Origin of the sequence: Chryseobacterium sp. C39-AII1, assembly GCF_039672645.1 — a bacterium.
GTDB lineage: Bacteria > Bacteroidota > Bacteroidia > Flavobacteriales > Weeksellaceae > Chryseobacterium.
Map to the genome: position 1 here is coordinate 246,488 of NZ_JBDFPQ010000001.1, position 23,516 is coordinate 270,003.

Consider the following 23,516-nt stretch of genomic DNA (forward strand, 5'->3'; position numbering starts at 1 on the left):
AATATGAAAAAAGTTCTACTAACATTAAGTTTGGCTCTTGCTAATTTTGCATGGGCACAGTTTAGCTCAGGAACGGTAAGTTTACCGGCTGCCGGAATGACGGTCAAGTTGGATACCAACGCCACTACAGTAACGATCACATTAATCGGTGACAGTAATTCCATGATGGGAATTGGTTTTGGAAATGTGGGAATGGCATCGGGTTCGGACGGTTTTATTTATAATTCTTCGGCAAATAGAGATTATACATTTAGCGGAATGACCACGCCAACGGCAGATGCTTCCCAAGATTGGACACAGACTTCTAACACGGTTTCAGGAAGTACAAGAACGGTTGTTGCCACGAGATCTCTTAATGGCGGAAGTGGTGATTTTCCTATTTTGAATGCGGCAGGTTCCATCAATATTTTCTATGCAAGAACCGCAGGAAGCCAAAATTTAGGCTACCACAGTGGAAACAGAGGATATGCAACTTTGACGATGGGAGCCACATTGGGAACCAGTGAAACGACTTTGGCTAATAAAAAAGTGATGCTTTATCCAAATCCGGCAAAAGAAACGGTGAGTTTTAAAAATGCCGATAAAATTAAGTCTGTTGATATTTATGAAGCTACAGGAAGAAAAGTGAAAACAGTAATTGTAGACGGAGAAAATATCAGTATTAATGATTTAAAATCCGGAAATTATTATTTTGAAATCACTTTGAAAGACGGAACAACTTCTTATCAACAATTGATTAAAGAATAAACTGAATCTAAATCTTGAATAATCATAATCCTGGAAGTCTAAGCTTTCAGGATTTTTTATGATCTAAATTAAAAGTATTTCAATACATTTATCTGCAATTTATATTTATGAGATTATTTTAAAAAGAAAAATCAACATTACAGAATTATGATAATCGACCATAAAAAATATGACTTATTTGGGAAACCTTTATTGCATAAATTGGTTTTAAAATCACCTTTTACCTTTGATTTTCCCATCACGGATAATGCCTGTTTTTTATATATGCTGGAAGGCGAAATGCAATATAAACTGGATGATGAGAAGAAAAATCTGACGGCAAAACATTCGTTATTCCAGAATTGTATTAAATCTGACAAGCAGATTAGCAGCGAAAACCTAGATAATAAGAATGAAATTCTCATTATCAATTTTCACCCCGAAATACTCAAAAAAATTTATGATAAAGAGTTGCCTCAATTGCTTAAATCTCAGAAAGAGGTAATTTCAAATAAATCAATTGAAGAGATAAACAATGATTTTTTAATTCAGAAATATATTGAAGGATTATTATTTTATTTTGAAAATCCTTCTTTGGTAAATGAAGAACTTCTTATTCTTAAACTGAAAGAAATCATACTTTTACTTTCACAGACCAGGAATATTGAGGCGGTTCAGATAATATTATCGCAGCTTTTTTCGCCAGCGACTTATAATTTTAAACAAATCATAGAAGCTCACCTGTTTTCTGATATTACGATTGAAGAGTTAGCAAAGCATCATAACCTCAGCGTTTCCTCTTTCAAACGCGAATTTGCAAAACATTATAATGATACTCCAGCCAATTATATTAAAACGAAGAAGCTGGAGAAGGCGGCCGAATTACTTTTAGTTTCTGATGAACGTATTTCTGAAATTGCCTTCGATTGCGGGTTCAATGATCTTGCCAATTTTACCAGAAGCTTTACCGAAAAATATAATGTTCCGCCAACAAAATATCGGCTGAACCAAAATGATAAATAATTGAGCCAATTCGCAAAGTACTTTTTTTGAATCTGATGCAATTTTGTAATGTTAATTAAGACATACAATTTTAAAAGAAAACAAATTCAAAAAAATACTAAAATGGGACTATCAAATTTAGGAATTTTCCACACGATTATTGGCGTTGTAGCCATTGTTTCTGCTTTAATATCATTTATCAGATTCGGTAAAATTAATTTGAAAAATATGTCGGGTAAGATTTATTTTTATTTTACGATCATCACTTCGCTTACCGCATTAGGAATTTCCAAGCACGGAGGTTTTAATGCAGGACATATACTATCTTTACTTATTTTGATTCTTGTAACCGCTGCATTTTATCTCCACAGCAAAAAAGAAGGTAATAATAAAGCGCGCTACTTTGAGAATTTTCTCATGTCGTTCAGTTTTCTGTTGTCGATGCTTCCCACTGTCAATGAAACTCTTACAAGAGTTCCGGTTGGGCATCCTTTGGCTAAAGATATCAATGATCCGTTAATCGGTAAGACTTTGCTTGTGATTTTTATACTTTTTATTATGGGATCGGTTTATCAGATTATCAAACAAATGAAAATTAATAAATTACAAAAGAATTCATTTAATATTTAAGCAAAGATGAGTGTTCATTAATCGAATTGATGAACATTTTTTAGTTTTAATCATATTTAAATTTATTTTAATCCATATAATTTTTCATTCAGAAAAACAGGAGGTAACTTTGCTGAAAATTTTTATAATGAAGCGAGGATTACAATTTTTACTGTTGATTTTTTCATTGGCAGTTTTTGCTCAGAAAGAAACGGTGGATACCGCACAGGTCGTTATTCCTAACAGACATAACAGCGTTGATGCACAGACAAAACCTTACGTAATCATGATCTCTACCGATGGTTTCCGTTATGATTATGCTAAAAAATACAATGCCGAAAATTTGTTGAAATTTTCTAGCGAAGGCGTTCAGGCAAAAGCGATGATTCCGAGCTATCCGAGCATCACTTTTCCGAATCACTGGTCTTTAATTACAGGATTATATCCTTCTCATCACGGTTTGATCGATAATTTTTTTTACGATTATAAGAGAAAAGAAACGTATGCAATGAGCAATAAGAAAAATGCGGAAGACGGAAGCTGGTACGGCGGAATTCCGCTTTGGGCATTGGCAGAAAAACAGGTGATGGTTTCAGCTTCTTTAATGTGGGTGGGTTCTGCGAGTGAGGCAGGAGGAAAAAGACCAACGTATTATTATCCTTATCACGAAAAATTCACACCCTCTGAAAAAGTGGATAAAGTAGTGAATTGGCTGAAGTTACCGATGGATCAAAGACCGCATTTTATTTCATTATATTTCCCTGAAGTTGACGGAAGTGGGCATCATTTCGGTCCGGACACAAAAGAAACTGAAACGGCAGTTCATTTAGTCGATCATGCGATTGGTGAATTGGTGCAGAAAGTAAATGCTTTAGGATTGAAGAACGTCAATTTTGTTTTTGTTTCAGACCACGGAATGATAAAAGTTGATGGCGGGGCTCCGTTGGAGATTCCGGCAATGCTTTTTAATAAAGAAAAATTTGATTTTTATAATTCTCAGACTTTATTGAGAGTATATGTAAAAAATCCGGCGGATGTAAAAAGTGCTTATAAAGAATTGAAAGCAAACAAAACGTATGATTATGAAGTATATTTGGATAAAAAATTACCAAAATATCTTCACTTTGGAACAAAAGATGATCAATATAATCGAATCGGGCAAATTTTATTAATTCCAAAAGCTCCAAAGATCTTCCTGGAAAAAGGTAAAAAAACGTCTGTTGGAAAACACGGATACAATCCAAAAGAAGTTCCTGAAATGAAAGCAACATTTTTTGCCTGGGGACCTGAATTTAAAAATAATCTGATAATCGATGAATTTGCTAATATTAATGTTTATCCTTTAGTTGCAGATATTTTAGGATTAAAAATTGATCAACCTATTGATGGTAAATTCAAGGTACTAAAAGAAATTTTGAAAGAGAAAAAATAGAGAGTCACGAAGGGACGACTTATAATAGGATAGGGTTTTAACCCTATCAATTTATCAAAAAATAATTTCGGCGAGCCAAAGGCTCGCCGAAATTATTTTTTAATGACGTTTTCAATGAGTTTTTGTTTCAAGACAAAAGAAATTAAGCATTAAACTTATCCGCAAATTCCTTTGCAAAATTTTCTAATTTAACGTCTCCATTCACAACAGAACCATGTTCAATAAAATCCTTTTGCACCACACCTGTTCTGATTCCTCTTCCCATTTCAGTGTACAATTCAGCCATTTCCTGAGGTAATCCTGCCTGCAGCATTCCGTTTAGAGAATCTTCATCTTTAAACTCAATCCATGGTAGTTCTGGTTTTCCAATAGCATTTCCAAAAACGGTTGCAAAATCAGATGCTGGGCGAACATCACTCACAATATATTTCACATTCTTACCTTCAAAATTGTTAACTAATTCCTTCGCTGCAGCCTTTGCAATATCAGTTGGATGAACCAATGGAACTGTTGCCGTTGAAGGGAAATTAGCCCCAATAATTCCTGCATTTTTAACTAAAGGAATATCATTGAAGAAGTTGATATAAAAATATCCGGCTCTTAAGAAAGTAACAGAAGTATTTTCCAGTTCATTGTAAAATTTTTCGATAAAATGAAGCCCTTTAATCGGTCCGTTTTCAACAGGAGATTCTACACCGATACTGCTAAGCATGACAATTCTTTTAACCCCGGTTTGCTTGATAGCTTCAGCATAATTTTTCCCGGCATTAATGGTGTTTTCAACGATATTCGTTCCACCCATATTCGGAGGAGTCATTAAAAATGCAGCATCAGCATCTTGAAAAGTATTCACTAAGAAGTTTAAATCCGTGATCGAACCAATTGCTGCTTTTGCACCTAAATTTTCAATCTCAACTTTTTTAGCATCATCGCTGCTAATGATAGTGATGTCATGATCTTCTGCAATTAATTGTTGAGCAAGAGGTTTTGCTACATTCCCTAATGAACCTGTGATTACAATTTTCATAATAATTTTATTTTTTGTTGATAATTACTTTTTTATTTCCTGATACAAAGGTATATTTGTACTTACTTTTATGCAAGTACTTACCCTAAAGTATGTTTAATTATGACAGCTATTAAAGAAAGTTCAACCATTCAGCAAAATAAAAAATATGCACTCGATTTATGCCCTGTAACCTATGTGATGGAAAAAATCGGGGGATTTTGGAAACCTATTATTTTATATCATCTTTCGAACGGTGATAAACGATACAGTGAATTGAAGCGCGCCATTCCTGCCGTTACAGAGAAAATGTTGATTCAGCATTTAAAACAGCTCGAAGCCGACGGCTTGGTCATCCGAACGGCAAAGCCTGTGGTTCCTCCCCACGTAACCTACGAATTAAGCGAAGCTGGAAAAGGGTTAATTCCTGTGATTAACTCTATGGCAGAGTGGGCTTTTAAAGATATGGATGGAAAGTATAGTAATTAATGTAGCAAAGTATATTTAAACGCATTTTAAATTTAACAGCAAAAGAGGCAAAAGCCTTTATTGGGTTTATTTAAAGTCTTTCAAAAGTCTGCAAAAAGAAAAAAACTTTGATTTTTTTTTACTTATATGCTCTTTTTTGAATTTAATTATTCAATTTAAAATAGCTAATGTGTAAAAAAATGTAACTTCTATCAACTATCAACTATCAACTATCAACTAAAAAGAAAAAAGACTCTCCAAAAATGAAGAGCCTTTCAGTTAAAATATACGAAGATTTATAGAGATTGCATATCAATCACGAAACGGTATTTCACGTCGCTTTTAAGCATTCTTTCATACGCCTCGTTAATATCCTGCATCTTGATCAATTCAATATCAGAAACAATATTATGCTTTCCGCAGAAATCAAGTAATTCCTGAGTTTCAGCAATTCCTCCGATTAATGATCCTGCTACAGAACGACGTTGGAAAATCATTGGTCTTGTGCTTGGAGATTCATTTTCAAATTCACCTACAAAACCTACTAATACTAAAGTTCCGTTCAGGGCAACTGTGTGCATATAAGGGTTAATATCATGCTCGTAAGGAACCGTATCGATAATGACATCGAATTTTCCTTTTACAGCATCCATCTGATCTTGCTCCGTAGAAATCACCACGTGATCTGCTCCTAATTTTTTAGCATCTTCCGTTTTTCCCGGCGTTCTTGAAAATAAAGTTACTTCAGCGCCCAAACCTTTTGCCAGTTTAATTGCCATGTGTCCCAAGCCTCCTAAACCTACAACCGCAACTTTAGAATTCGGACCAACGTTCCAATGTCTCAAAGGCGACCAAGTTGTGATTCCTGCGCAAAGAAGTGGTGCAACGGCAGCCAGATCTAAGTTTTCAGGTACGCTTAATACAAAACCTTCATCAACAACTACTTTTTGAGAATAACCTCCAAAAGTTTGTCCGCCCAAATGTTTGTCGTGTCCGTTATAAGTTCCTGTGAAACCGTTTTGGCAATATTGCTCAAGATCTTGTTTACAGCTTTCGCATTCTCCACAAGAATCTACCATACAACCTACGGCAGCCAGATCTCCAACTTTAAATTTAGAAACTCCGCTTCCTACGTTGGTAATTCTTCCTACAATTTCGTGTCCCGGAACCGCAGGATACATAGATCCGCCCCAGTCGTTTCTTGCAGTATGAAGATCCGAGTGGCAAACTCCGCAATATAGAATTTCAATTTCTACATCTTGTGGCGTTACCTCTCTTCTTGTAATATTTAATTCCTTTAAATCGGCAGTGCTCGATTCTGCTCCGTAAGCTTTTACTGTGAATGTACTCATTTGTCTTTTCGTTTAGTTTAAATTTTAAAAATTCCTGACTTTTTCCAATACAAAAGTCGAAACTTTTAGATAAATCTTGCTTATACAAATTACAGAAAGATTTACCAATTTTACTGAAACGGTGAAATGTCCGTCGGAAAGTGGTAATTTTGAATAAGAATAAAAGTGTATTTCATGGAAGATCAAAAGGTTGAGGTTTATAACAGCGTTTCGGAATATAATAAGATGGCGAACCATGAAACCATGCATCCGCTGGTGAGTATTATTGATTTTTCGAAGTCGGATCCTATTTGCCAGTTCCGAAGAACATTTGGTTTTTATACGGTTTTTCTGAAAGATATTATGTGTGGAGATATGAATTATGGAAAGCACAGCTACGATTATCAGGAAGGAACGTTGGTTTTTATCGCTCCTGGGCAGATCTATGGAATTAATAATGACGGAAACTACGTTCAGCCGGGAGGTTATGCTTTGATATTTCATCCGGACCTGATTAAAGGAACCAATCTCGGAAAAAATATAAAAGACTATAATTTCTTTTCTTACGAAGTTCACGAGGCATTACATCTTTCTGAAAAGGAACGTGAAATCGTCCTGGAATGTTTTAAAAATATTAAGCTTGAATTAGAACAATCCATCGATAAGCACAGCAAGTCATTAATTGTGAATAATATTGAATTATTTTTGAATTACTGTATGCGCTTTTATGACCGCCAGTTTTTAACCAGAGATCATGTAAATCAGGGTGTTATTGGTAAGTTTGAAAATTCGTTAGATGAATATTTAAAATCTGATAAACCTAAAAGTCTCGGTTTCCCGATGGTTAATTATTTTGCTGAACAGCTTAATCTTTCTGCTAATTATTTCGGAGATCTGATCAAAAAAGAACTGGGAATTTCCGCACAGGAATATATTCATAATAAATTGATAGAAGTTGCCAAAGAACAGATTTTCTTTCCTTCAAAATCGATCAGTGAAATTTCTTACGATCTTGGGTTTAAATATCCACAGCATTTTACACGACTGTTCAAAAGCAAGGTTGGGGTTTCTCCAAGCGAATTTAAAGCATTGAATTAATTTTTTACGCAGGCTGGAAGCCGGAAGCGGGAGGCTAGAAGTTAATGGCTTTTTCAGATAGAATCTTAAACCAGCAACTATCAACCAAAAACCATCAACCCTCAACAAAAAATCGTAAATTGTGATTGAAATAAGCTTATAGCCAAATGTTTACTGTTAAAAGCCTAGATCCTATGACATCACAACAAAAACTCGGAACTCATACTTTTCAGACTCCTTTTGGGAAAATTTTAGCCTTAAAGGAAAATGGAATTATTAAAGCTAAAAGCATTCGCTATGCTCGATCGGAGCGTTATCAAAAGCCTGTTCCGATAGAGAATTCTCCTTCAGAAATTATTTTCCCTGAAAAAACACCGGTTTGTCCACAAACGATCAGTCCGTTGGTTGAAAGAATGATCGGCCCGACGCATATTGAAAGTTTTGAAGTTGATGAATCTCCCCAATATCTTTCTGTTTTTCGTCCGGAGTTTATTAATGAAAATGAAAAATTACCTGTTGTAGTTTGGATTCATGGCGGATCACACGAAATAGGCTGTGGAGATCTTCCGACTTCCAATCCTTCAGTTTGGGTTAAAGAGCAAAAAATAATTGTGGTTACCGTAACTTTCAGATTGGGATTATTTGGATTTCTGGGAGGCAACGGGGATAGAATTCCCAACTTGGGATTATTTGATATTATTGAAGCTTTAAGATGGATTCATCATAATATTCATGGTTTTGGCGGCGATCCAGGAAATGTAACCCTTTTGGGACAGTCTTCCGGTGGCGATGCCATTGCTCATTTAATGATTTCGGATGGTGTAGAAGGGCTTTTTCAGCGGGTAATTATCCAAAGTGCTCCGTTGGGATTACGACATAAACGTCAGAAAATGTCTGAAGAATTTCTCAGAAAAACAGAGCATTTGAAAGATGAAAATGATATTTTAAAAATGATGGATGAATATCGGAATTTTGTTCCGTCAGTAATGAAATACGGCTTGAAAGCAGCCATGCCTTTCGGTGTTCAGTATGGTTTTCCTCCTTTATGTTCAGAAAGAGAATCAGTAGAAAAGTGGAGGCAGAACGCCAAAAAGTATGATGTGCTTATAGGATTTAACAATGATGAAACTTCCTTTTATTTAAAAACTTCGGAAAAGCTTAATAAATATTTTGGAAAAGGGATTGGTTTAAATATTTTAAATAAACTAATCAGGCTAACCACCGACATAATTTATGGAAAACCTGCGAAGATATTTGCTGAAAATTATGTAACATCCGGAGGAAATATTTATTTGTTTAGCATTCATTCTAAACTGAAAACTAATTATTTAGGTGCACCTCATTGTATTGATTTGCCTCTTATTTTTGCAGACAAAGAAGTTTGGAAAACGGCAGATTTACTGAAAGATATTCCTTGGGAAACGGTGGATGAACACGGGAAAAAACTTCGTTTTGCATGGGCAGAATTTGCGCGAACAGGCAAGATTTCCAATACAGATTTACCGGAAATTTTACATCTTCAAAAACTAAGTTTTTCGACAAAATAAAATTGTATTAAATATACTGATATTTAATATTTATAAAATTATATTCATCATTTTGTGATATTTTGTGTATATTTAAAAGAACTAAACATAAAATATATCAATCATGAAAAACAAACAAAATCTAAGAAAGATCGATCGTGAACAACTTAAAACAATAAAAGGCGGAATTGCCATTCGCGACCGATACTGTTGTAATTATAATGAAGATGGCTATTGCTGCGAATGGGCAATGGATATGTGGAGCTGTCAACATATTTTTTGCTAATCATTAATAAAATAAAGCATACACAACCAAATGTGTATGCTTTTTATTTTTAATTTATTCAGATTTAGGTATCCAAACACTTACATTTCCAGCCGGAACAGGGAAATTTCCCCAACCGTTTTCATCAATGGTCACTGTTTCTTCAAATCTTCCCAGGAAATCATAAAATTCTTGTCCGATATATTTTTCGCCCATTTCCATTGGTTTCTCATAGGCTTCTTTATTGCTTAAAACAACCGCACATCCTGAATGTTCTTCATCGCCTTCACGAACCCAACCCAAACAATTGGCATCTTCAAAATAATCTTTTTCTTCGCCATATGCATAATATTTTCTGGCTTTTAGCAGTTCTTCAATCCCGTCAACTTTATCCAAAAATATTTCTTGATCATTGCCTTCTCTGTCTTTATCCACATAATGCGCACCGTATAAATCGGGATAAAATACACATGGATAACCATCTTTTCGCAATAAAATAAGTGCATAAGCCAAAGGTTTAAACCACTTTTCAACAGGAGCTTCCAAATCCTGCAAAGGCTGAGTATCATGGTTATCCACCAGACTCACCGAGTGAAGCGGATCTGCCTGCGTAAGCGTTTCATCAAAAATCCGTCGCAGATCATAAGAACCTCCTTCATGAGAAGCCGTATGAAAATTATTGTGAAGCGAGCTGTCGAAAAGACTCATACATCCTTCGGTTGCTTCAATGTATTTTTGTAGTAAATTTAATTGCCCGGGCGCCCAGTATTCACCAACAGCAAATATATTTTTTCCGGAATTGGATCGTAGCAGTGTCAACCATTCTTTGTAAAAATCAAAAGAAATATGTTTTAACGCATCTAGTCGCACACCGTCGAAATCGGTTTCATCAAAATACCATTTCGCCCAGCTATTCAGCTCTTCCCGAACAAAAGGATTACGATGTTCAATATCATTATACATCAGGTAATCATAGTTTCCTTTTTCATCGTCAATCATTTCCTCCCATTCTGTTCCGTACTCATTTTTTATCTTGAAAATATGAGAATCCATTCCTTCTGCATAGTCTACGCCGCTGAAACAAGTAAAATTCCATTCAAAATCTGAATATTTTTTTTCTCTTCCGGGAAATGTAAATTTGGTATACGACTGAATTTCGATCTCGTCTGAAATTATTTTCTCACGATTTTCTTCGTCTACTTTTACAGCTTTAAAGGTTTCCAGTTCATCACCGCCGCCTTTATGTCCCAAAACAATATCAACAATCACCTGAATGTTTTTTTCTTTTAAGGCTTTAATCGCTTTAATATAATCGTCTTTGGTTCCGTATTTTGTGGGAATTGTTCCTTTCTGATCAAATTCACCAAGATCAAAAAGATCATAAGCATCGTAGCCAATAGAATGACCGCCGTTTGCGCCTTTGTAAGCCGGAGGAAACCACACCGAAGTGATTCCTAATTCAGATAAATAATCTGCGTTTCGTGCTGCTTCTTTCCAAAGCTTTCCATCCCCGTCTGAATACCAGTGGAAGAACTGAATCATCGTTTCATTCATAAATTGTAAAATTTGGTACTAACAATTTAGCGAAAAAAATCGAGATTATCAATCCTCAAATTCTGTAAACGGAATTTTTAGTTGAACGGAAACCTGTTTTTTTTCTTCCGTATTAAGATGAGATAATGAGAAACCCAGCAAACGAACAGGTTTATCGAACGGTCTGAGTTCCCAAAGTTTTTTTCCGGTTTTGAAATACTGTTCAGAAGACGAAAAATATTCTTCTTTGGTAATGCTTCGCGTAAAAAGAGAGAAATCTTTATATTTAATTTTAAGCGTTAATGTTCTTCCGAGAATATTATTTTTTTGTAATCTGTTGTGAAGTTCTTCACTTAAACTTTCCAGTTTTTCATTTACCTGTTGCTGGTCAAATAAATCTTCAAAAAAAGTTCTTTCCACCGCGACACTTTTCTGTATTCGATGAGGTTTTACTTCAGAGTTATGAATTCCGCGAACGACATTATAATAATAGCCACCAGATTTTCCGAACATTCTCGTCAAATCTTCTATTGATCTTTTCTTTAAATCTTTTCCTTTATAGATTCCTAGGCTAAACATTTTATTAGCCGTAACCTTTCCAACACCGTAAAATTTTTCAACGGGTAATTCTTCAAGAAATTCTTCAAGCTTGTCGGGATGAATGGTTTTTTGTCCGTTTGGTTTATTGATGTCTGAAGCAACTTTAGCTAAAAATTTATTAACGGAAATTCCGGCCGAAGCAGTTAATCCTGTGGCTTCAAAAATTTTCTGACGAATTTCTTTAGCAATCTGATTGGCAGATTCTATTCCTTTTTTGTTTTCTGTAACATCCAAATAGGCTTCATCTAAAGAAAGTGGTTCTACCAAATCGGTATATTCGTAAAAAATTTCCCTGATTTTTTTTGAAATTTCTTTATACCGTGCAAAACGCGGCGGAACAAAAATTAAATGCGGACATTTCTCTTTTGCTGTTTTACTGGGCATCGCAGAACGAACTCCGAATTTTCGGGCTTCATAACTAGCTGCAGAAACGACACCTCTGTGCCCGCCACCCACGGCAATAGGTTTTCCTTTTAGTGTAGGATCATCATGCTGCTCTACGGAAGCATAAAATGCGTCCATATCAACGTGAATTATTTTGCGAACGGGAAAAGAAAAATCCATACCGCAAAGATATGGATTAGTATTTTTTAAATTAATTTCTTTTGTCTTGAAACAAAAGAAACAAAAATTCAAGACTTGGAAATTTCAACTAAAAATAAACTCTGTTCTCTAAAAATTCTAAAACTCGCGCGAATTAAAATTTTGTTTTTCACTTCTAAATTCCTCTCGCGCTCAAACAGTAGAATTTTTTTACGCTCACAGATTTTATTTTCTTAACGTCTCAATTTCCTATGTCGATTTATTTGAGTAGTTTATCAATTGTTGATTGGATTTCAGGATCTTCCGGAGAAATAGCATAATATTTTGCAATCGCCGATTTCTGATCGATCACCATATATCTTGGGATCCAGTTTAGGTCAATATAATTATTGAAATCATTTTTCCAGCCTGTTGAAAACCAATAATTTTCTTTGTCTTTCATTTCGAATCGTTCAAGACTTTTTTCAAAACCTTCTCTGGAACGGTCTAGTGAAAGGAATACAAAATCAATATTCTTATTACTTTCTTCCAGTTCTTTAGCTTTCGGAAGCGCTTTTAAACAATCTCTGCACCATCCGGCCCAGAAATCGATCACTAAAACTTTTCCTTTATGCTGATCAAGAATTTGTTGTATTGTTACGGTTTTCCCTTCTTTGTTTTCCAATTTCTGAGCTAAAGCTTCTTTAGAAAAACTGGTTTTTAAAACTTTCGGAACCTCTTGCGCATAGCTTAATCCGAAAATGCTTAGTATTAAAATTAATAGTAACTTTCTCATTTTTTCAATTTCATTTTATGCAAATCTAAACAATGAAACGCAATTGTAAACTGCTTTCGTATTATTTAGTAAAAATTTAAGAGATTGAATTTTTCTATAAATGGCTATAATTTTCGCAGATTAAGTAAAAAAATTAATTAAACATTAAGTGATTAAGATTTTTAAAACTTTATGCTTAAATGGCTTAAACCAAATTAATTTATTGACTTCTTAATTTTAAAACATTGTAAATTACTTAAATCCTTAATGTTTAAAAGAGAAAATAAACAAAGTTTATTTAAATTAAGAAAATTAAGATGTCAAGTTTAAATTTATTTTATTGGTAAGTTCTCACTAAACCTTTCACTACCGCAATTACATTCGGCATTGCTTTATTAGCAGCGTTCAGAACTTCTTCATGAGAAACGGCAAAGGCAATATCAGGACCGCCCAGATCGGTAATCACGGAAATACAGAAACAGTCCATTTCCATATGCTTAGCTACAATGACTTCAGGAACGGTGCTCATCCCAACCATGTCGCCGCCAATCGCTTTTATCATGCCGTATTCTGCAGGAGTCTCGAAAGTGGGACCCTGTAACGCCACATAAACTCCCTGATGAATGTTGATATTATTTTCCTGAGCTGCTTTTTCAGCCACAGAAATCATTTTTTTGTTATATGGTTCGCTCATGTCTACGAAACGAGGTCCCAATTCATCAATGTTTTTGCCACGAAGCGGATGTTCGGGCATCATATTGATATGATCTTTTAAAATCACAATATCAGCGACATTGTAATCAGGATTTACCCCGCCACAAGCATTGGAAAGGATAAGATTCTGGATGCCCAGCAATTTAAAAACACGTATTGGGAAAGTTACGGTTTCCATAGAATGACCTTCATAATAATGAAAACGGCCACTCATCATCAATACTTTTTTACCTTCTAAAATTCCGTAGATTAATTTTCCGCCATGTCCTACGACGGTAGTCTGTGGAAAATTAGGAATGTCTTTGTATTCCAATACATGAAGGGCTTGTACTTCATCCTGAAGTTTCCCTAATCCGGAACCTAAAATAATGGCAAAATCAGGTGTATCCTGAATAATACTTTTAATGAAATCTGCAGTCTCCTTAATTTTTTCTAACATAATCTAAGATGATTTGATCGAATTCTTCTCTTTTATCAATAATGACATTGATAGGCCAGTAGTAAAGAATGTCTCTAAGATAGTCAAAAGATTTTAGACGAACGTAATCTTTCTCGGTGGTTAAGATCAATTTGTATTCACCTAATTTTTTATATTCTGCAACGATTTTTTTAATATCATCTTCAGAAAAATTATGGTGATCTCTGAATTTCAAGTGCTTTACCCTTTGCGAAAATTTAGACAAATGCTGAATAAGCGGTGCCGGGTTGGCAATTCCTGTGATGAGAAGGATATCGTAATAATTCAGATTGTTGTCGGGAAGCATTTTTTCTCTTCCGTACACATTTTCGTCATACCCGATGGATGAAAAGAATACTTTTTGGGTGCGATCGGGTCTTATTCTCGAAATATAATATTGCTTGGTTTCCTCCGTCAGTTCATCAGGGCATTTACTTACCATAATGATATCCGCTCTTTTTACACCTGCTCTGGATTCTCGCAAATCTCCGGCAGGAAGAAGATAATCTTTAAAATAAGGATCATTGAAATCGGTCATCATAATATTGAATCCCGGCTTGATGGCTCTGTGTTGCATGGCATCATCCAATACCAGCACATCAAGATCCATATCGCTGATTACTTTTTTGGCACCCGGAACTCTCTCTTCAGAAACGGCAATGACAAAACGGTTTTTAAAACGTTCAAATAACTGCATCGCTTCATCACCTACGATCTTGTAATTACTCTCGTAATTGGTGACTTCGTAGCCTTTCGTCAGTCTTCCGTAGCCGCGCGAAAGCACTCCCGTTCTGTAATGTTTAGAGAGATACTGAGCAAGGTACATCACCATTGGCGATTTCCCGCTACCGCCCACAGAAAGGTTGCCGACGCAGATTATCGGAGTTTTGAATTTCGTAGATTTAAATATTCCCAGATCATACATTGTGTTTCGGATACCCGTGACCAAATGATAACCGAGGGAAAAAGGATAAAGGTACCATCTTTTCATACGATTGCAAAAATAAGAATTTTCACAGGGAATTACTTCAATATGGTAGCTTCTTTTCAATATTTATTTTAAAGAAGTTATTCCTGATTATTACTAAATTAAAGTATTTTTGTAGAGTTATATTAATTACATTGAGGTATTTTATTGAGTTTTCCTACAACGGTAAAAATTATTTCGGCTATCAGATACAGCCGGATGCTATTTCTGTGCAGGAAGAATTGGAAAAAGCACTTTCCACGATTTTAAGAGAAGAAATAAAAACGACAGGAGCGGGGAGAACAGATACAGGGGTTCATGCCAAGAAAATTTTTGCTCACTTTGACACCGAAAAAGTGTTGGATGAAGGTCTTACGCGAAGGCTGAACAGTTTTCTTCCACCGGATATTTCCATTAAAAGGATCTTTCCGGTAAAAGATGATTTTCATGCACGTTTTGATGCCACGTACAGAACCTATGAGTATTATATTTCTTTGGATAAAAATCCGTTTACACAAGAATCTGCTTGGCAACACTGGCGAAAAGGGTTGGATATTGATAAAATGAACGAAGCCTGTAAGATTTTATTTGAATATGAGGATTTTACAAGTTTCGCTAAACTGAAAACAGACAACAAAACCAATATCTGCAAAATGTACAAAGCAGAGTGGGAACAAAACGGAAGCGAACTGAAATTCACCGTTTCTGCCAACCGATTTTTAAGAAATATGGTAAGAGCGATTGTAGGAACGATGGTGGAAATTGGTTCAGGGAAAATAAAACCTGAAGATCTTCGAAAAGTAATTGAAGACAAACACCGAAATTCTGCGGGAACGTCTGCGCCTGCTCACGGGCTGTATTTGGTGGATGTTGGGTATGATTTTGATTAGGTTATTTCATTCTTCATAATGCAACGGCATCCTTTTTTTTGAGATGGCTTGAAAAAAGCGTTGGCGAAAAAGATATAGTGGAAAGCGGGAAATTACTCCTGAGAAAAAGAGTGATGACTAAAAGCCATCTATACCATAAATAACACCTATCTGTAATTTTCATGAGTATTTCACAAACTTGTAAGCTTGTAAAATTAGAAAGCCTTATTTTTGCAGAGAATTTTTAAATTAATTCTTTCTTCAATTCGAACAATGAAAAAACAAGATACTTGGGATATTATTAAGAGGCTGTTCTTTATTGGGATGAAGTTTCGTTCCTGGTTCATCATCACCCTGATAATCTCCATCATACTTTCAATAGTTTCTACTTACAGACCTTATCTTACGATGCAAGTGGTAGATAATGACATCACAAAGCTGCAGGATAAAGCTTTGATGATGAAACATATTTATCTGCTGGTAGGATTGGTTTTTGCAGAGACCGTGCTGAACTTTTTTTTAGTGTATTTCTCCAATTATATTTCTCAAAATGTAATTCGTGATATCAGACAGAGATTATATGAAAAGCTGATTTACTTTAAAACCTCTTTTTTTGATAAAACACCTATTGGGCAGCTGGTAACAAGAGCAGTTGGTGATGTTGAAACCATTGCAACGGTTTATACAGACGGCTTTTTAATGGTTTTCGGAGATATTCTAAGAATTGTTTTTGTGCTGATTATGATGTTCAGTACCGATGTTCATTTAAGTTATATAACACTGGGGATTTTACCATTAATGGTGGTTATCACAAGATTTTTCCAAAAAAGACTTAAAAAGGCGTTTGGAGATGAAAGAAACTGGACAGCCAATCAAAACTCTTTTGTTCAGGAAAGACTTGCGGGAATGTCGATTATTCAGGTATTTAACAGACAGGATTCTGAGTTTAAAAAGTTTGATGATATTAATATTACCCTGAAAGGAGCTTTGTTGAGAACAGTTTTCATCTTCTCATTATTCTTTCCTGTGGTGGAATTAATTTCTTCACTTTTCATCGGGTTTATCCTTTTTTATGGAGGTTATATCACGATTAGTGCAGGGGTTGTGATTGCATTTATTCAATATATTTCTATGTTGATTCGTCCTTTGAGACAAATCGCTGACCGATTCAACAATATCCAAAGAGGAATTGTAGGAGCAGAAAGAGTGTTGGGATTAATGGACGAAGATTTTGCGATGCCAAATGAGGGAACGGTAAAGAAAGATCATTTCAATGGTAAGATTGAATTTCAGGATGTACGTTTTGCATACGATGAAAAGCAGGAAGTTTTAAAAGGAATTGATTTTAAAGTAAATCCGGGAGAAACTGTTGCAATCGTTGGAGCAACTGGTGCGGGAAAATCTACGATTATCAGCTTGATTACAAGATTATATGATATTAATTCAGGAAATATTTTAATTGATGATGTTAATCTGAAGGATTACGAACTGTACAACCTGAGAAGCCATATCGGAGTGGTTCTACAGGATGTTTTCCTTTTCCACGGAAGTATTTTTGAAAACCTTTCGTTTGGTGATGAAACCATTACTTTAGATAAAATAAAAGCCGGTGCCAAAGAAATTGAAGTAGATCAGTTTATCGAGCAACTTCCGGGCGGTTACGATTATGTGGTGAGCGAAAGGGGTTCGTCGATTTCTCTTGGTCAGAGACAGTTGTTGTCTTTCCTGAGAGCGTATTTATCAGATCCAAAGATTTTAATTTTAGATGAAGCCACTTCTTCCATCGACCACGAAAGTGAAAAATTAATCCAAAGAGCAACGGAAAAAATTACGAAAAACAGAACGTCTATCATTATTGCACACCGACTTTCAACCATTGAAAAAGCCGATAAAATTATCGTAATGGAACACGGTAAAATCGTGGAAGAAGGGAAGCATTTGGAACTTCTGGATAAAAACGGATATTATGCCACTTTATACAAAGCCCAATTGAGACACGAAATAGAACTGGAAGAGGAAAGCAAATTATAACCCGTAAGGAATAATTTCCAGCTCTTTTCTCCAGCTATCACCATATTTTTCAGTCAAGAACTTTGCAATCGCAAGGTTGTTTTCTTTTGCCATTTTGGAAGCTAGCGGACTGATCACACAGTTTTCATATTTTATATCAATTTTATACTTACTTCTGAATGCTTGATGATTTTTAGACATCATTCCAAATTGAATAAAATGCAGAAGGTTTTCCTGTTTCTCTACTGTTTTGGCAACTTTTCCTTTTTCTTTGACAGTGATTGTGACATCGTTCTTTTGAGCGTAACTCATTCCTGAAAATAATAAGATCGGTAAAAGAAATAATTTTGAGTTTTTCATGTTATTGTTTCTCTTTATGATGCTAAATTAAGGCTGAGGTTAAAGTAAGAATTATCAAAAATTACTTTAACAAAATAACTCTTCTTTCATTGATTCATTTTGAATCAATGAAAGAAAGATATACAACTGTTTTTAAAATACTTAAAGAACTTTTTTGTTAAAAATCATAAATTTTAAGCAAAGCCAATATTTTTTAAGTATAGATTATTGCAAAGCCTTTATTCATCGCGGTTGTGATATATTCAGAATAATTTTATTTGCGCGATATTTTTAATAAAACTTTAAATATGTTGCTAAATTGTTTTTAATTTTTGAAAAAGTTTAAATAATTATCAATTTAATATTGTTTTTGTGTTAATAAATTATTAACTTTAGTCAAAATTTCACCCTCACCCCTAAAAATTGGTAGGGTGTTTGATATAAAACACTAATTTTTAACTAAAATCCAAAATCGACAAATGAATAATATCCAAGACGAATTCCAAGTTTTCAAAAGTGAGTTGAAAAAGTTGAATATTGATGTGCAGAAAATCGTGAAGGTAGGAAACGGAAGCATGGATTTCCATGAAGTATACTATAAATCTCCACGATATGATGACGTGAAGACCATCTATGTTCAGCGTCATACGCTAGACACGATGGTTGAAAAGTTCAAACAGGCTTATCACTAAAAAATAAACGCGCGCCTCAGACGAAGTCTGAGGCGCGCTGCTTTTATATACAAAAAAAAGTTTAGTCTTTATCTAAGGTAGACGTTTTCTTGGTGTCCTTCATTCTTGCGTAAACTACAAGCGAAAAGAAGATACACGCAGTAATGTACCAGTAAAAATAGTACTCCATATTAGCCTGTTTAAACCAAAGGGCGATGTATTCCGCGGTTCCCCCAAAAATGGCAACGGTTAACGCGTAAGGTAATCCTACGCCCAACGCTCTTACTTCAGAAGGAAAAAGTTCAGCTTTTACTACGGCATTGATTGAGGTGTAACCGCTTACAATAATTAAAGCAGCCATTATTAAGAAGAAAGCACCCCACATAGAAGAGGTTTCACTTAAAGCCGTTAAAAGCGGATATGTACAAAGCGTTCCCAAGATTCCAAATGATAATAATAAAGGTCTTCTTCCTATTTTGTCAGATAAGGCTCCGAAAACGGGTTGTAAACATGCAAAAATAAACAGAGAAACAAAGGAAACTAAAGTTGATTCTTCTTTGGTTAAGTGAACGGTATTCACCAAAAACTTCTGCATATAAGTGGTGTAGGTATAAAATGCCAACGTTCCACCTAAGGTTAAACCAACAACGGTAATCAGTGCTTTTGGATGTTTTAAAAGTTCGCTGATGCTTCCCTTTTTCTTATCGCTGACTTCTTTTTTATTTTCAAAGGCTTCTGTTTCATGAAGGTTTGATCTAAGATACAATGCGATCACAGAAAGCAGGGCTCCGATTACAAAAGGAATTCTCCATCCCCAATCTTCCAGCTGAGCTTCTGTTAATAATAATTTCTGTAAAATCAACTGTATTCCCAGGGCGATCAATTGGCCACCAATCAAGGTTACATATTGAAAACTTGAATAAAATCCTCTCCGGTTTTCGGTTGCCATTTCGCTGAGGTAGGTTGCCGAAACTCCATATTCGCCGCCCACGCTTAATCCTTGTAAAAGTCTGGCTAATAAAAGTAGGGTAGGAGCCAAAACTCCGATTGTTTTGTAAGTTGGTGTTAAAGCGATTAATAATGAACCAAATGACATTAATAAAACAGAGAAAGTCATTGCTTTTTTTCTTCCGATTTTATCGGCAATACTTCCGAAAACCCAACCTCCGACAGGTCGCATCAGGAAACCGACCGCGAAAATTCCCGCGGTGTTTAGTAATTGAGCTGTAAGATCAGAATCCGGAAAAAATGAATGTGAAAAGTAGATGGCAAATGCGGCATACGCGTACCAGTCGTACCATTCTACCAAATTTCCGATAGAACCGCCTACAATCGCTTTGATTCTTTGTGCGGTGGTGATTTGTGGTGAATTCATGAAGGAAAGATATAAATTTTTTCAACATAGATAAAAATTGAGAAAATATTTAATTAAAAGTCAATTTAAAGGTTCTTAGAATATTTATGAAAAAGAAAACCGCTCAAAATATGAACGGTTTTACAAATATTTATAATAAATTTTAAAATCTATATCCCAAAGAAAGACCGCTTCGTATACCCAGCCAAGGTCCATCAACGTTTACTTTGGCTCCGTTCGCATTGGTTTCCACCGTATAATTCACAAAAGGAATGTCTAGATTTTCAATCTCTTTTTTCAACTGAGCCTGCATATCGGGTGTTAAAATAACATCGCTGGTCATGGTGAAATCTCCTTTTCCGGCGCCATAATGGGCTCCGGCAATCCAAAAATCTAATACTAAATTTTGACTTCGGGTTAAGAAAAATTGTACGCCAACCATCAATCCGCCACTGTTTCCATGCGCGCTTCCGTTTCCTTTTAAAGGAATTTGATAAGTGGTTCCGCTGAAATTATAGTCATAATAAAAATCAAAAGTATTAGACGTAACTTTTGAATAACGATAGTAAGGCGCAATATAAAATCCTTTTCCGTAGCCCGCTCCGAGGTAAAATCTAGGTTCGATGGTGAAATTAAAAGCTTTTACCTCAAGATTTTGAAATCTTTTTTCGTCTTCATCACTTAAAAAAGAATTGATAAAAGGAACTTTCCCTTCAGGCATCACGCCGAATCCCATATTTAATGAAAACCATTCGGTGAAGGCTCTTTCATAAGAGAGGTTAATGTTTCGAAAGGCATACGCTGTAACGTTCGTTTTAATGATATTCAACTTTTCCGAAGGTTCAGCAGTCGTTATTTCCTGTGCAGATATTCCTGAAAAAATAAAGCACGGAAGTATAATGAAATATTTTTTCATGACTTTATATTTTGAAATTTGGTGTTATAAAACTGAAAGCAAAAAACGGGCTGAAATAAAATAAAAATACATTTTGTTTGTAAAATTGAGATTAAATTCCCGTGTAATGTATAATTTCGCGAAAAATATTATTAAGGCAAAATGTAATGGATATCGAATCTAGCTTGTCTTTTATTATAATATGATTCAACTTTTAACCTATGAAAAAAACGATATGTTCTGTGCTTTTTCTTTGCGGAATTTTTGTATTCTCTCAGGAAAATGTAAAGAACGATACGATTGATACAACTAAAACAGCAGAGATTCAGGAAGTTATTTTGAAAGCTCAGCGCAAAAAGCAATTTGCAGACAAGGCGGTTTATACTTTTGATAAAGAAGCATTGGAAAAGGCTCGCTATGCAAAAGATCTCATCCAGACTTTACCCGAATTGCAACTTGATCCTATAGAAAATACGTTAAAAAGCACAAAAGGTGGAAAAACTTTATTTTTAATCAATGGGATTGAAGCCACAGATATGCAGATTCGAAGTGTTGCGCCTTCTGAAGTGGTAAAAGTTGAGTACTATGATATTCCTCCCGCTAGATGGGCTACTAGAGCGGATGTGGTAGTAAATTTAATTACAAGATCTACAGAAACAGGGTATGTTTTCGGGGCAGATGCAAGGTCTGCTTTGAATACGGGCTTCGTGAATGGTTCTGCTTATGCTAACTTTACCAAAGGGAAAAATAATTTCGGACTCGAATATTCGATTAATTTAAGAGATTATGATAACCGAAAAGTTCACAGTATTTACGATTATCAGCTGGATGGAAGCCATTATCGTACCGATGAGAATAAGGTGGATCATTTTGGATATACCTATCAGAATGTGGCGTTGAGATATACAAGAGCAGTGCCTGATGATTATACTTTTCAGGCTAAAATGAATCTGGATATTTACACTACTTTCGTGAAAGGGAATGGAGGTAGCATTTTTACGAAAGACGGTCTTACAGAGGAGCATGGGATGCTGAAAAATAGCTCATCTAATTATACCACGCCTACTCTGGATCTTTATTTTTCTAAAAATTTAAGCAAAAAAGACGAATTGAGTGTGAATGTAGTCGGTTCAAGTTTTACAACGAGTACCACGGAATTTGCCAAAGAATGGATCGTCCCCTCCGGAATTTCAGTTTTTGATAATGATATGAATTTGCAGACCAAGCAAACCGGAATTGTAGGAGAATTAGCTCACGTTCATACTTTTGAAGCCGGAAAATTATCCTCAGGATATAGAATTTCAAATACCAATATTTCGAATGATCTTCAGAATTTAGCGGGTTTTTCAGAATATAGCGTTAATTATCTGGAACAGTATTTTTACACCGAATTTTCCGGAAAAGTGAAGAAATTCAATTACCGAATCGGCGCGGGGCTTACCAATATTCATAATAAAAGTGCAGAAAATACTTTCGACCAGTGGTCGTTCACACCAAAAGTGATTTTAGGATATCAGCTAAAAGATAATCAGAGTCTTCGTTTTGCGAGTAGTTATCGTCCAATAAGTCCGTGGAGTGCGGCGCTGAGTAGCAATATTGTACAAATGGCTCCGAATATTGTGCAGAGAGGAAATCCGTTTTTGAAGTCTCAACAGATGTTTGCGAATAATTTTATTTATTCATTAAATAATAAATATTTCGATTTTAACGCCAATCTTTTCTATCGATATACAGACAAAATCATCAATCAATATTATGTGTTAGATGAAGATTTCGGATATGCGTTAACCTATGAAAATGCCAAAAATTCTCAACAGTTTGGCGTACAGGTGTCGGGTTCTTATAAACCTTTTGGGAATAATTTATTAGTTGCCAAGTTGAATGTAACACCCGCTTCAGAAACTATCAGAACGAGCAATGGAGCTTTAATTAAAAATAATTATCTGGCGAATAATTTCGTTTTATCATCTGAGTATAAATCTTTCAGTTTGCAATATCAGCTGAATATTCCGGTTTATACATTGAGCGGTGCTTTTTTAACGACCAACGAGAATCAGAATCATATTTTCGGAAGCTATAAGCAAAAAGAATGGACTTTTATTGCGGGAATGTACTGGATCGGAATGCCTTCGGAATATAAAACGAAAAGTTTACCTGAAAGTTTAGTCAATTACAGCCGTGTGAATCGAATTATGAATAATAAATCTATGTTTATATTAGGAATCAGCTATGATTTTTCAAAAGGTAAAAAGACCAATTTGGAAAAGAAACTGAATAATTCTACGGCTCCGGCTGCGACTTTCTAAAGTTAGTTCATACGTAAATAAAAAATCCGCCTAGAATAATTTTCTGGACGGATTTTTTATGG

Annotated in this window: 22 protein-coding genes; 12 read left to right on the forward strand and 10 right to left on the reverse strand. The window is 35.1% G+C overall.

Annotated features, from left to right (window positions below):
- Window positions 1-3 precede the first annotated feature (3 nt).
- The 4 genes from ABEG63_RS01045 to ABEG63_RS01060 all read left to right on the forward strand — a co-directional run bounded on the left by ABEG63_RS01045 (window position 4) and on the right by ABEG63_RS01060 (window position 3,769).
- The gene (locus ABEG63_RS01045; RefSeq protein WP_346582266.1) at window positions 4-747 is read left to right on the forward strand and encodes a T9SS type A sorting domain-containing protein; all 744 of its coding nucleotides are present in this window, start codon (window positions 4-6) and stop codon (window positions 745-747) included.
- 147 nt (window positions 748-894) lie between these two features.
- Window positions 895-1,749, forward strand: a complete 855-nt coding sequence (locus ABEG63_RS01050) for an AraC family transcriptional regulator (protein ID WP_346582268.1) — start codon at window positions 895-897, stop codon at window positions 1,747-1,749.
- Between the two features lie 102 nt (window positions 1,750-1,851).
- Window positions 1,852-2,358, forward strand: a complete 507-nt coding sequence (locus ABEG63_RS01055) for a hypothetical protein (protein ID WP_346582270.1) — start codon at window positions 1,852-1,854, stop codon at window positions 2,356-2,358.
- A 127-nt stretch (window positions 2,359-2,485) separates the two neighbouring features.
- The gene (locus ABEG63_RS01060) at window positions 2,486-3,769 is read left to right on the forward strand and encodes an ectonucleotide pyrophosphatase/phosphodiesterase (protein WP_346582272.1); all 1,284 of its coding nucleotides are present in this window, start codon (window positions 2,486-2,488) and stop codon (window positions 3,767-3,769) included.
- A 142-nt stretch (window positions 3,770-3,911) separates the two neighbouring features.
- On the opposite strand, the gene ABEG63_RS01065 is transcribed toward ABEG63_RS01060, so the two are convergent.
- The gene (locus ABEG63_RS01065) at window positions 3,912-4,796 is read right to left on the reverse strand and encodes an NAD(P)H-binding protein (RefSeq protein WP_346582274.1); all 885 of its coding nucleotides are present in this window, start codon (window positions 4,794-4,796) and stop codon (window positions 3,912-3,914) included.
- 102 nt (window positions 4,797-4,898) lie between these two features.
- On the opposite strand from ABEG63_RS01065, the gene ABEG63_RS01070 reads away from it, so the two are divergent.
- Window positions 4,899-5,264 (forward strand): helix-turn-helix domain-containing protein, encoded by a 366-nt coding sequence (locus tag ABEG63_RS01070; protein WP_346582276.1) that lies wholly within the window; start codon window positions 4,899-4,901, stop codon window positions 5,262-5,264.
- A 275-nt stretch (window positions 5,265-5,539) separates the two neighbouring features.
- Here ABEG63_RS01070 and ABEG63_RS01075 read toward each other — a convergent pair whose 3' ends face one another.
- A complete protein-coding gene (locus ABEG63_RS01075) occupies window positions 5,540-6,595 on the reverse strand; it encodes an NAD(P)-dependent alcohol dehydrogenase (RefSeq protein WP_346582278.1) in 1,056 nt (351 codons plus the stop codon).
- A gap of 174 nt (window positions 6,596-6,769) precedes the next feature.
- On the opposite strand from ABEG63_RS01075, the gene ABEG63_RS01080 reads away from it, so the two are divergent.
- The 3 genes from ABEG63_RS01080 to ABEG63_RS01090 all read left to right on the forward strand — a co-directional run bounded on the left by ABEG63_RS01080 (window position 6,770) and on the right by ABEG63_RS01090 (window position 9,463).
- Window positions 6,770-7,672: a helix-turn-helix transcriptional regulator gene (locus tag ABEG63_RS01080; protein ID WP_346582280.1), complete on the forward strand. Its 903-nt coding sequence runs from the start codon at window positions 6,770-6,772 to the stop codon at window positions 7,670-7,672.
- A gap of 173 nt (window positions 7,673-7,845) precedes the next feature.
- A complete protein-coding gene (locus ABEG63_RS01085; RefSeq protein ID WP_346582282.1) occupies window positions 7,846-9,198 on the forward strand; it encodes a carboxylesterase family protein in 1,353 nt (450 codons plus the stop codon).
- Window positions 9,199-9,301: 103 nt separating this feature from the next.
- A complete protein-coding gene (locus ABEG63_RS01090) occupies window positions 9,302-9,463 on the forward strand; it encodes a hypothetical protein (RefSeq protein ID WP_267402148.1) in 162 nt (53 codons plus the stop codon).
- Between the two features lie 54 nt (window positions 9,464-9,517).
- On the opposite strand, the gene ABEG63_RS01095 is transcribed toward ABEG63_RS01090, so the two are convergent.
- The 5 genes from ABEG63_RS01095 to lpxK form a co-directional block, all read right to left on the reverse strand.
- Window positions 9,518-10,996, reverse strand: a complete 1,479-nt coding sequence (locus ABEG63_RS01095; protein ID WP_346582284.1) for an alpha-amylase — start codon at window positions 10,994-10,996, stop codon at window positions 9,518-9,520.
- Between the two features lie 48 nt (window positions 10,997-11,044).
- Entirely contained in the window at window positions 11,045-12,139 is a 1,095-nt protein-coding gene (gene dinB / locus ABEG63_RS01100) for a DNA polymerase IV (protein WP_346582286.1), read from the reverse strand.
- A 238-nt stretch (window positions 12,140-12,377) separates the two neighbouring features.
- Window positions 12,378-12,893, reverse strand: a complete 516-nt coding sequence (locus ABEG63_RS01105; protein ID WP_346582288.1) for a thioredoxin family protein — start codon at window positions 12,891-12,893, stop codon at window positions 12,378-12,380.
- 316 nt (window positions 12,894-13,209) lie between these two features.
- On the reverse strand, window positions 13,210-14,025 hold the full coding sequence (locus ABEG63_RS01110) for a purine-nucleoside phosphorylase (protein ID WP_346582290.1): 816 nt from the start codon (window positions 14,023-14,025) through the stop codon (window positions 13,210-13,212).
- Window positions 14,009-15,034: a tetraacyldisaccharide 4'-kinase gene (gene lpxK / locus ABEG63_RS01115; protein WP_346582292.1), complete on the reverse strand. Its 1,026-nt coding sequence runs from the start codon at window positions 15,032-15,034 to the stop codon at window positions 14,009-14,011. The genes ABEG63_RS01110 and lpxK overlap by 17 nt, the downstream gene beginning before the upstream one ends.
- 131 nt (window positions 15,035-15,165) lie before the next feature.
- Between lpxK and truA the strand changes: the two genes are divergently transcribed.
- On the forward strand, window positions 15,166-15,900 hold the full coding sequence (gene truA, locus ABEG63_RS01120) for a tRNA pseudouridine(38-40) synthase TruA (protein WP_346582294.1): 735 nt from the start codon (window positions 15,166-15,168) through the stop codon (window positions 15,898-15,900).
- Between the two features lie 252 nt (window positions 15,901-16,152).
- Window positions 16,153-17,910 carry an ABC transporter ATP-binding protein gene (locus ABEG63_RS01125; protein WP_267402140.1) on the forward strand — a complete coding sequence of 586 codons (1,758 nt, stop codon included), beginning with the start codon at window positions 16,153-16,155 and terminating at the stop codon, window positions 17,908-17,910.
- On the opposite strand, the gene ABEG63_RS01130 is transcribed toward ABEG63_RS01125, so the two are convergent.
- A complete protein-coding gene (locus ABEG63_RS01130; protein WP_346582297.1) occupies window positions 17,905-18,249 on the reverse strand; it encodes a hypothetical protein in 345 nt (114 codons plus the stop codon). The genes ABEG63_RS01125 and ABEG63_RS01130 overlap by 6 nt on opposite strands.
- Before the next feature lie 458 nt (window positions 18,250-18,707).
- Here ABEG63_RS01130 and ABEG63_RS01135 point away from each other — a divergent pair, with 458 nt between their 5' ends.
- The gene (locus ABEG63_RS01135; RefSeq protein ID WP_346582299.1) at window positions 18,708-18,920 is read left to right on the forward strand and encodes a hypothetical protein; all 213 of its coding nucleotides are present in this window, start codon (window positions 18,708-18,710) and stop codon (window positions 18,918-18,920) included.
- A gap of 61 nt (window positions 18,921-18,981) precedes the next feature.
- Here ABEG63_RS01135 and ABEG63_RS01140 read toward each other — a convergent pair whose 3' ends face one another.
- A complete protein-coding gene (locus ABEG63_RS01140; protein ID WP_346582301.1) occupies window positions 18,982-20,274 on the reverse strand; it encodes an MFS transporter in 1,293 nt (430 codons plus the stop codon).
- 142 nt (window positions 20,275-20,416) lie between these two features.
- On the reverse strand, window positions 20,417-21,169 hold the full coding sequence (locus tag ABEG63_RS01145) for a DUF3575 domain-containing protein (protein WP_267402135.1): 753 nt from the start codon (window positions 21,167-21,169) through the stop codon (window positions 20,417-20,419).
- A gap of 200 nt (window positions 21,170-21,369) precedes the next feature.
- Here ABEG63_RS01145 and ABEG63_RS01150 point away from each other — a divergent pair, with 200 nt between their 5' ends.
- Window positions 21,370-23,454, forward strand: coding sequence for a TonB-dependent receptor (locus ABEG63_RS01150; protein ID WP_346582303.1), 2,085 nt, complete (start codon window positions 21,370-21,372; stop codon window positions 23,452-23,454).
- Window positions 23,455-23,516: the final 62 nt, after the last annotated feature.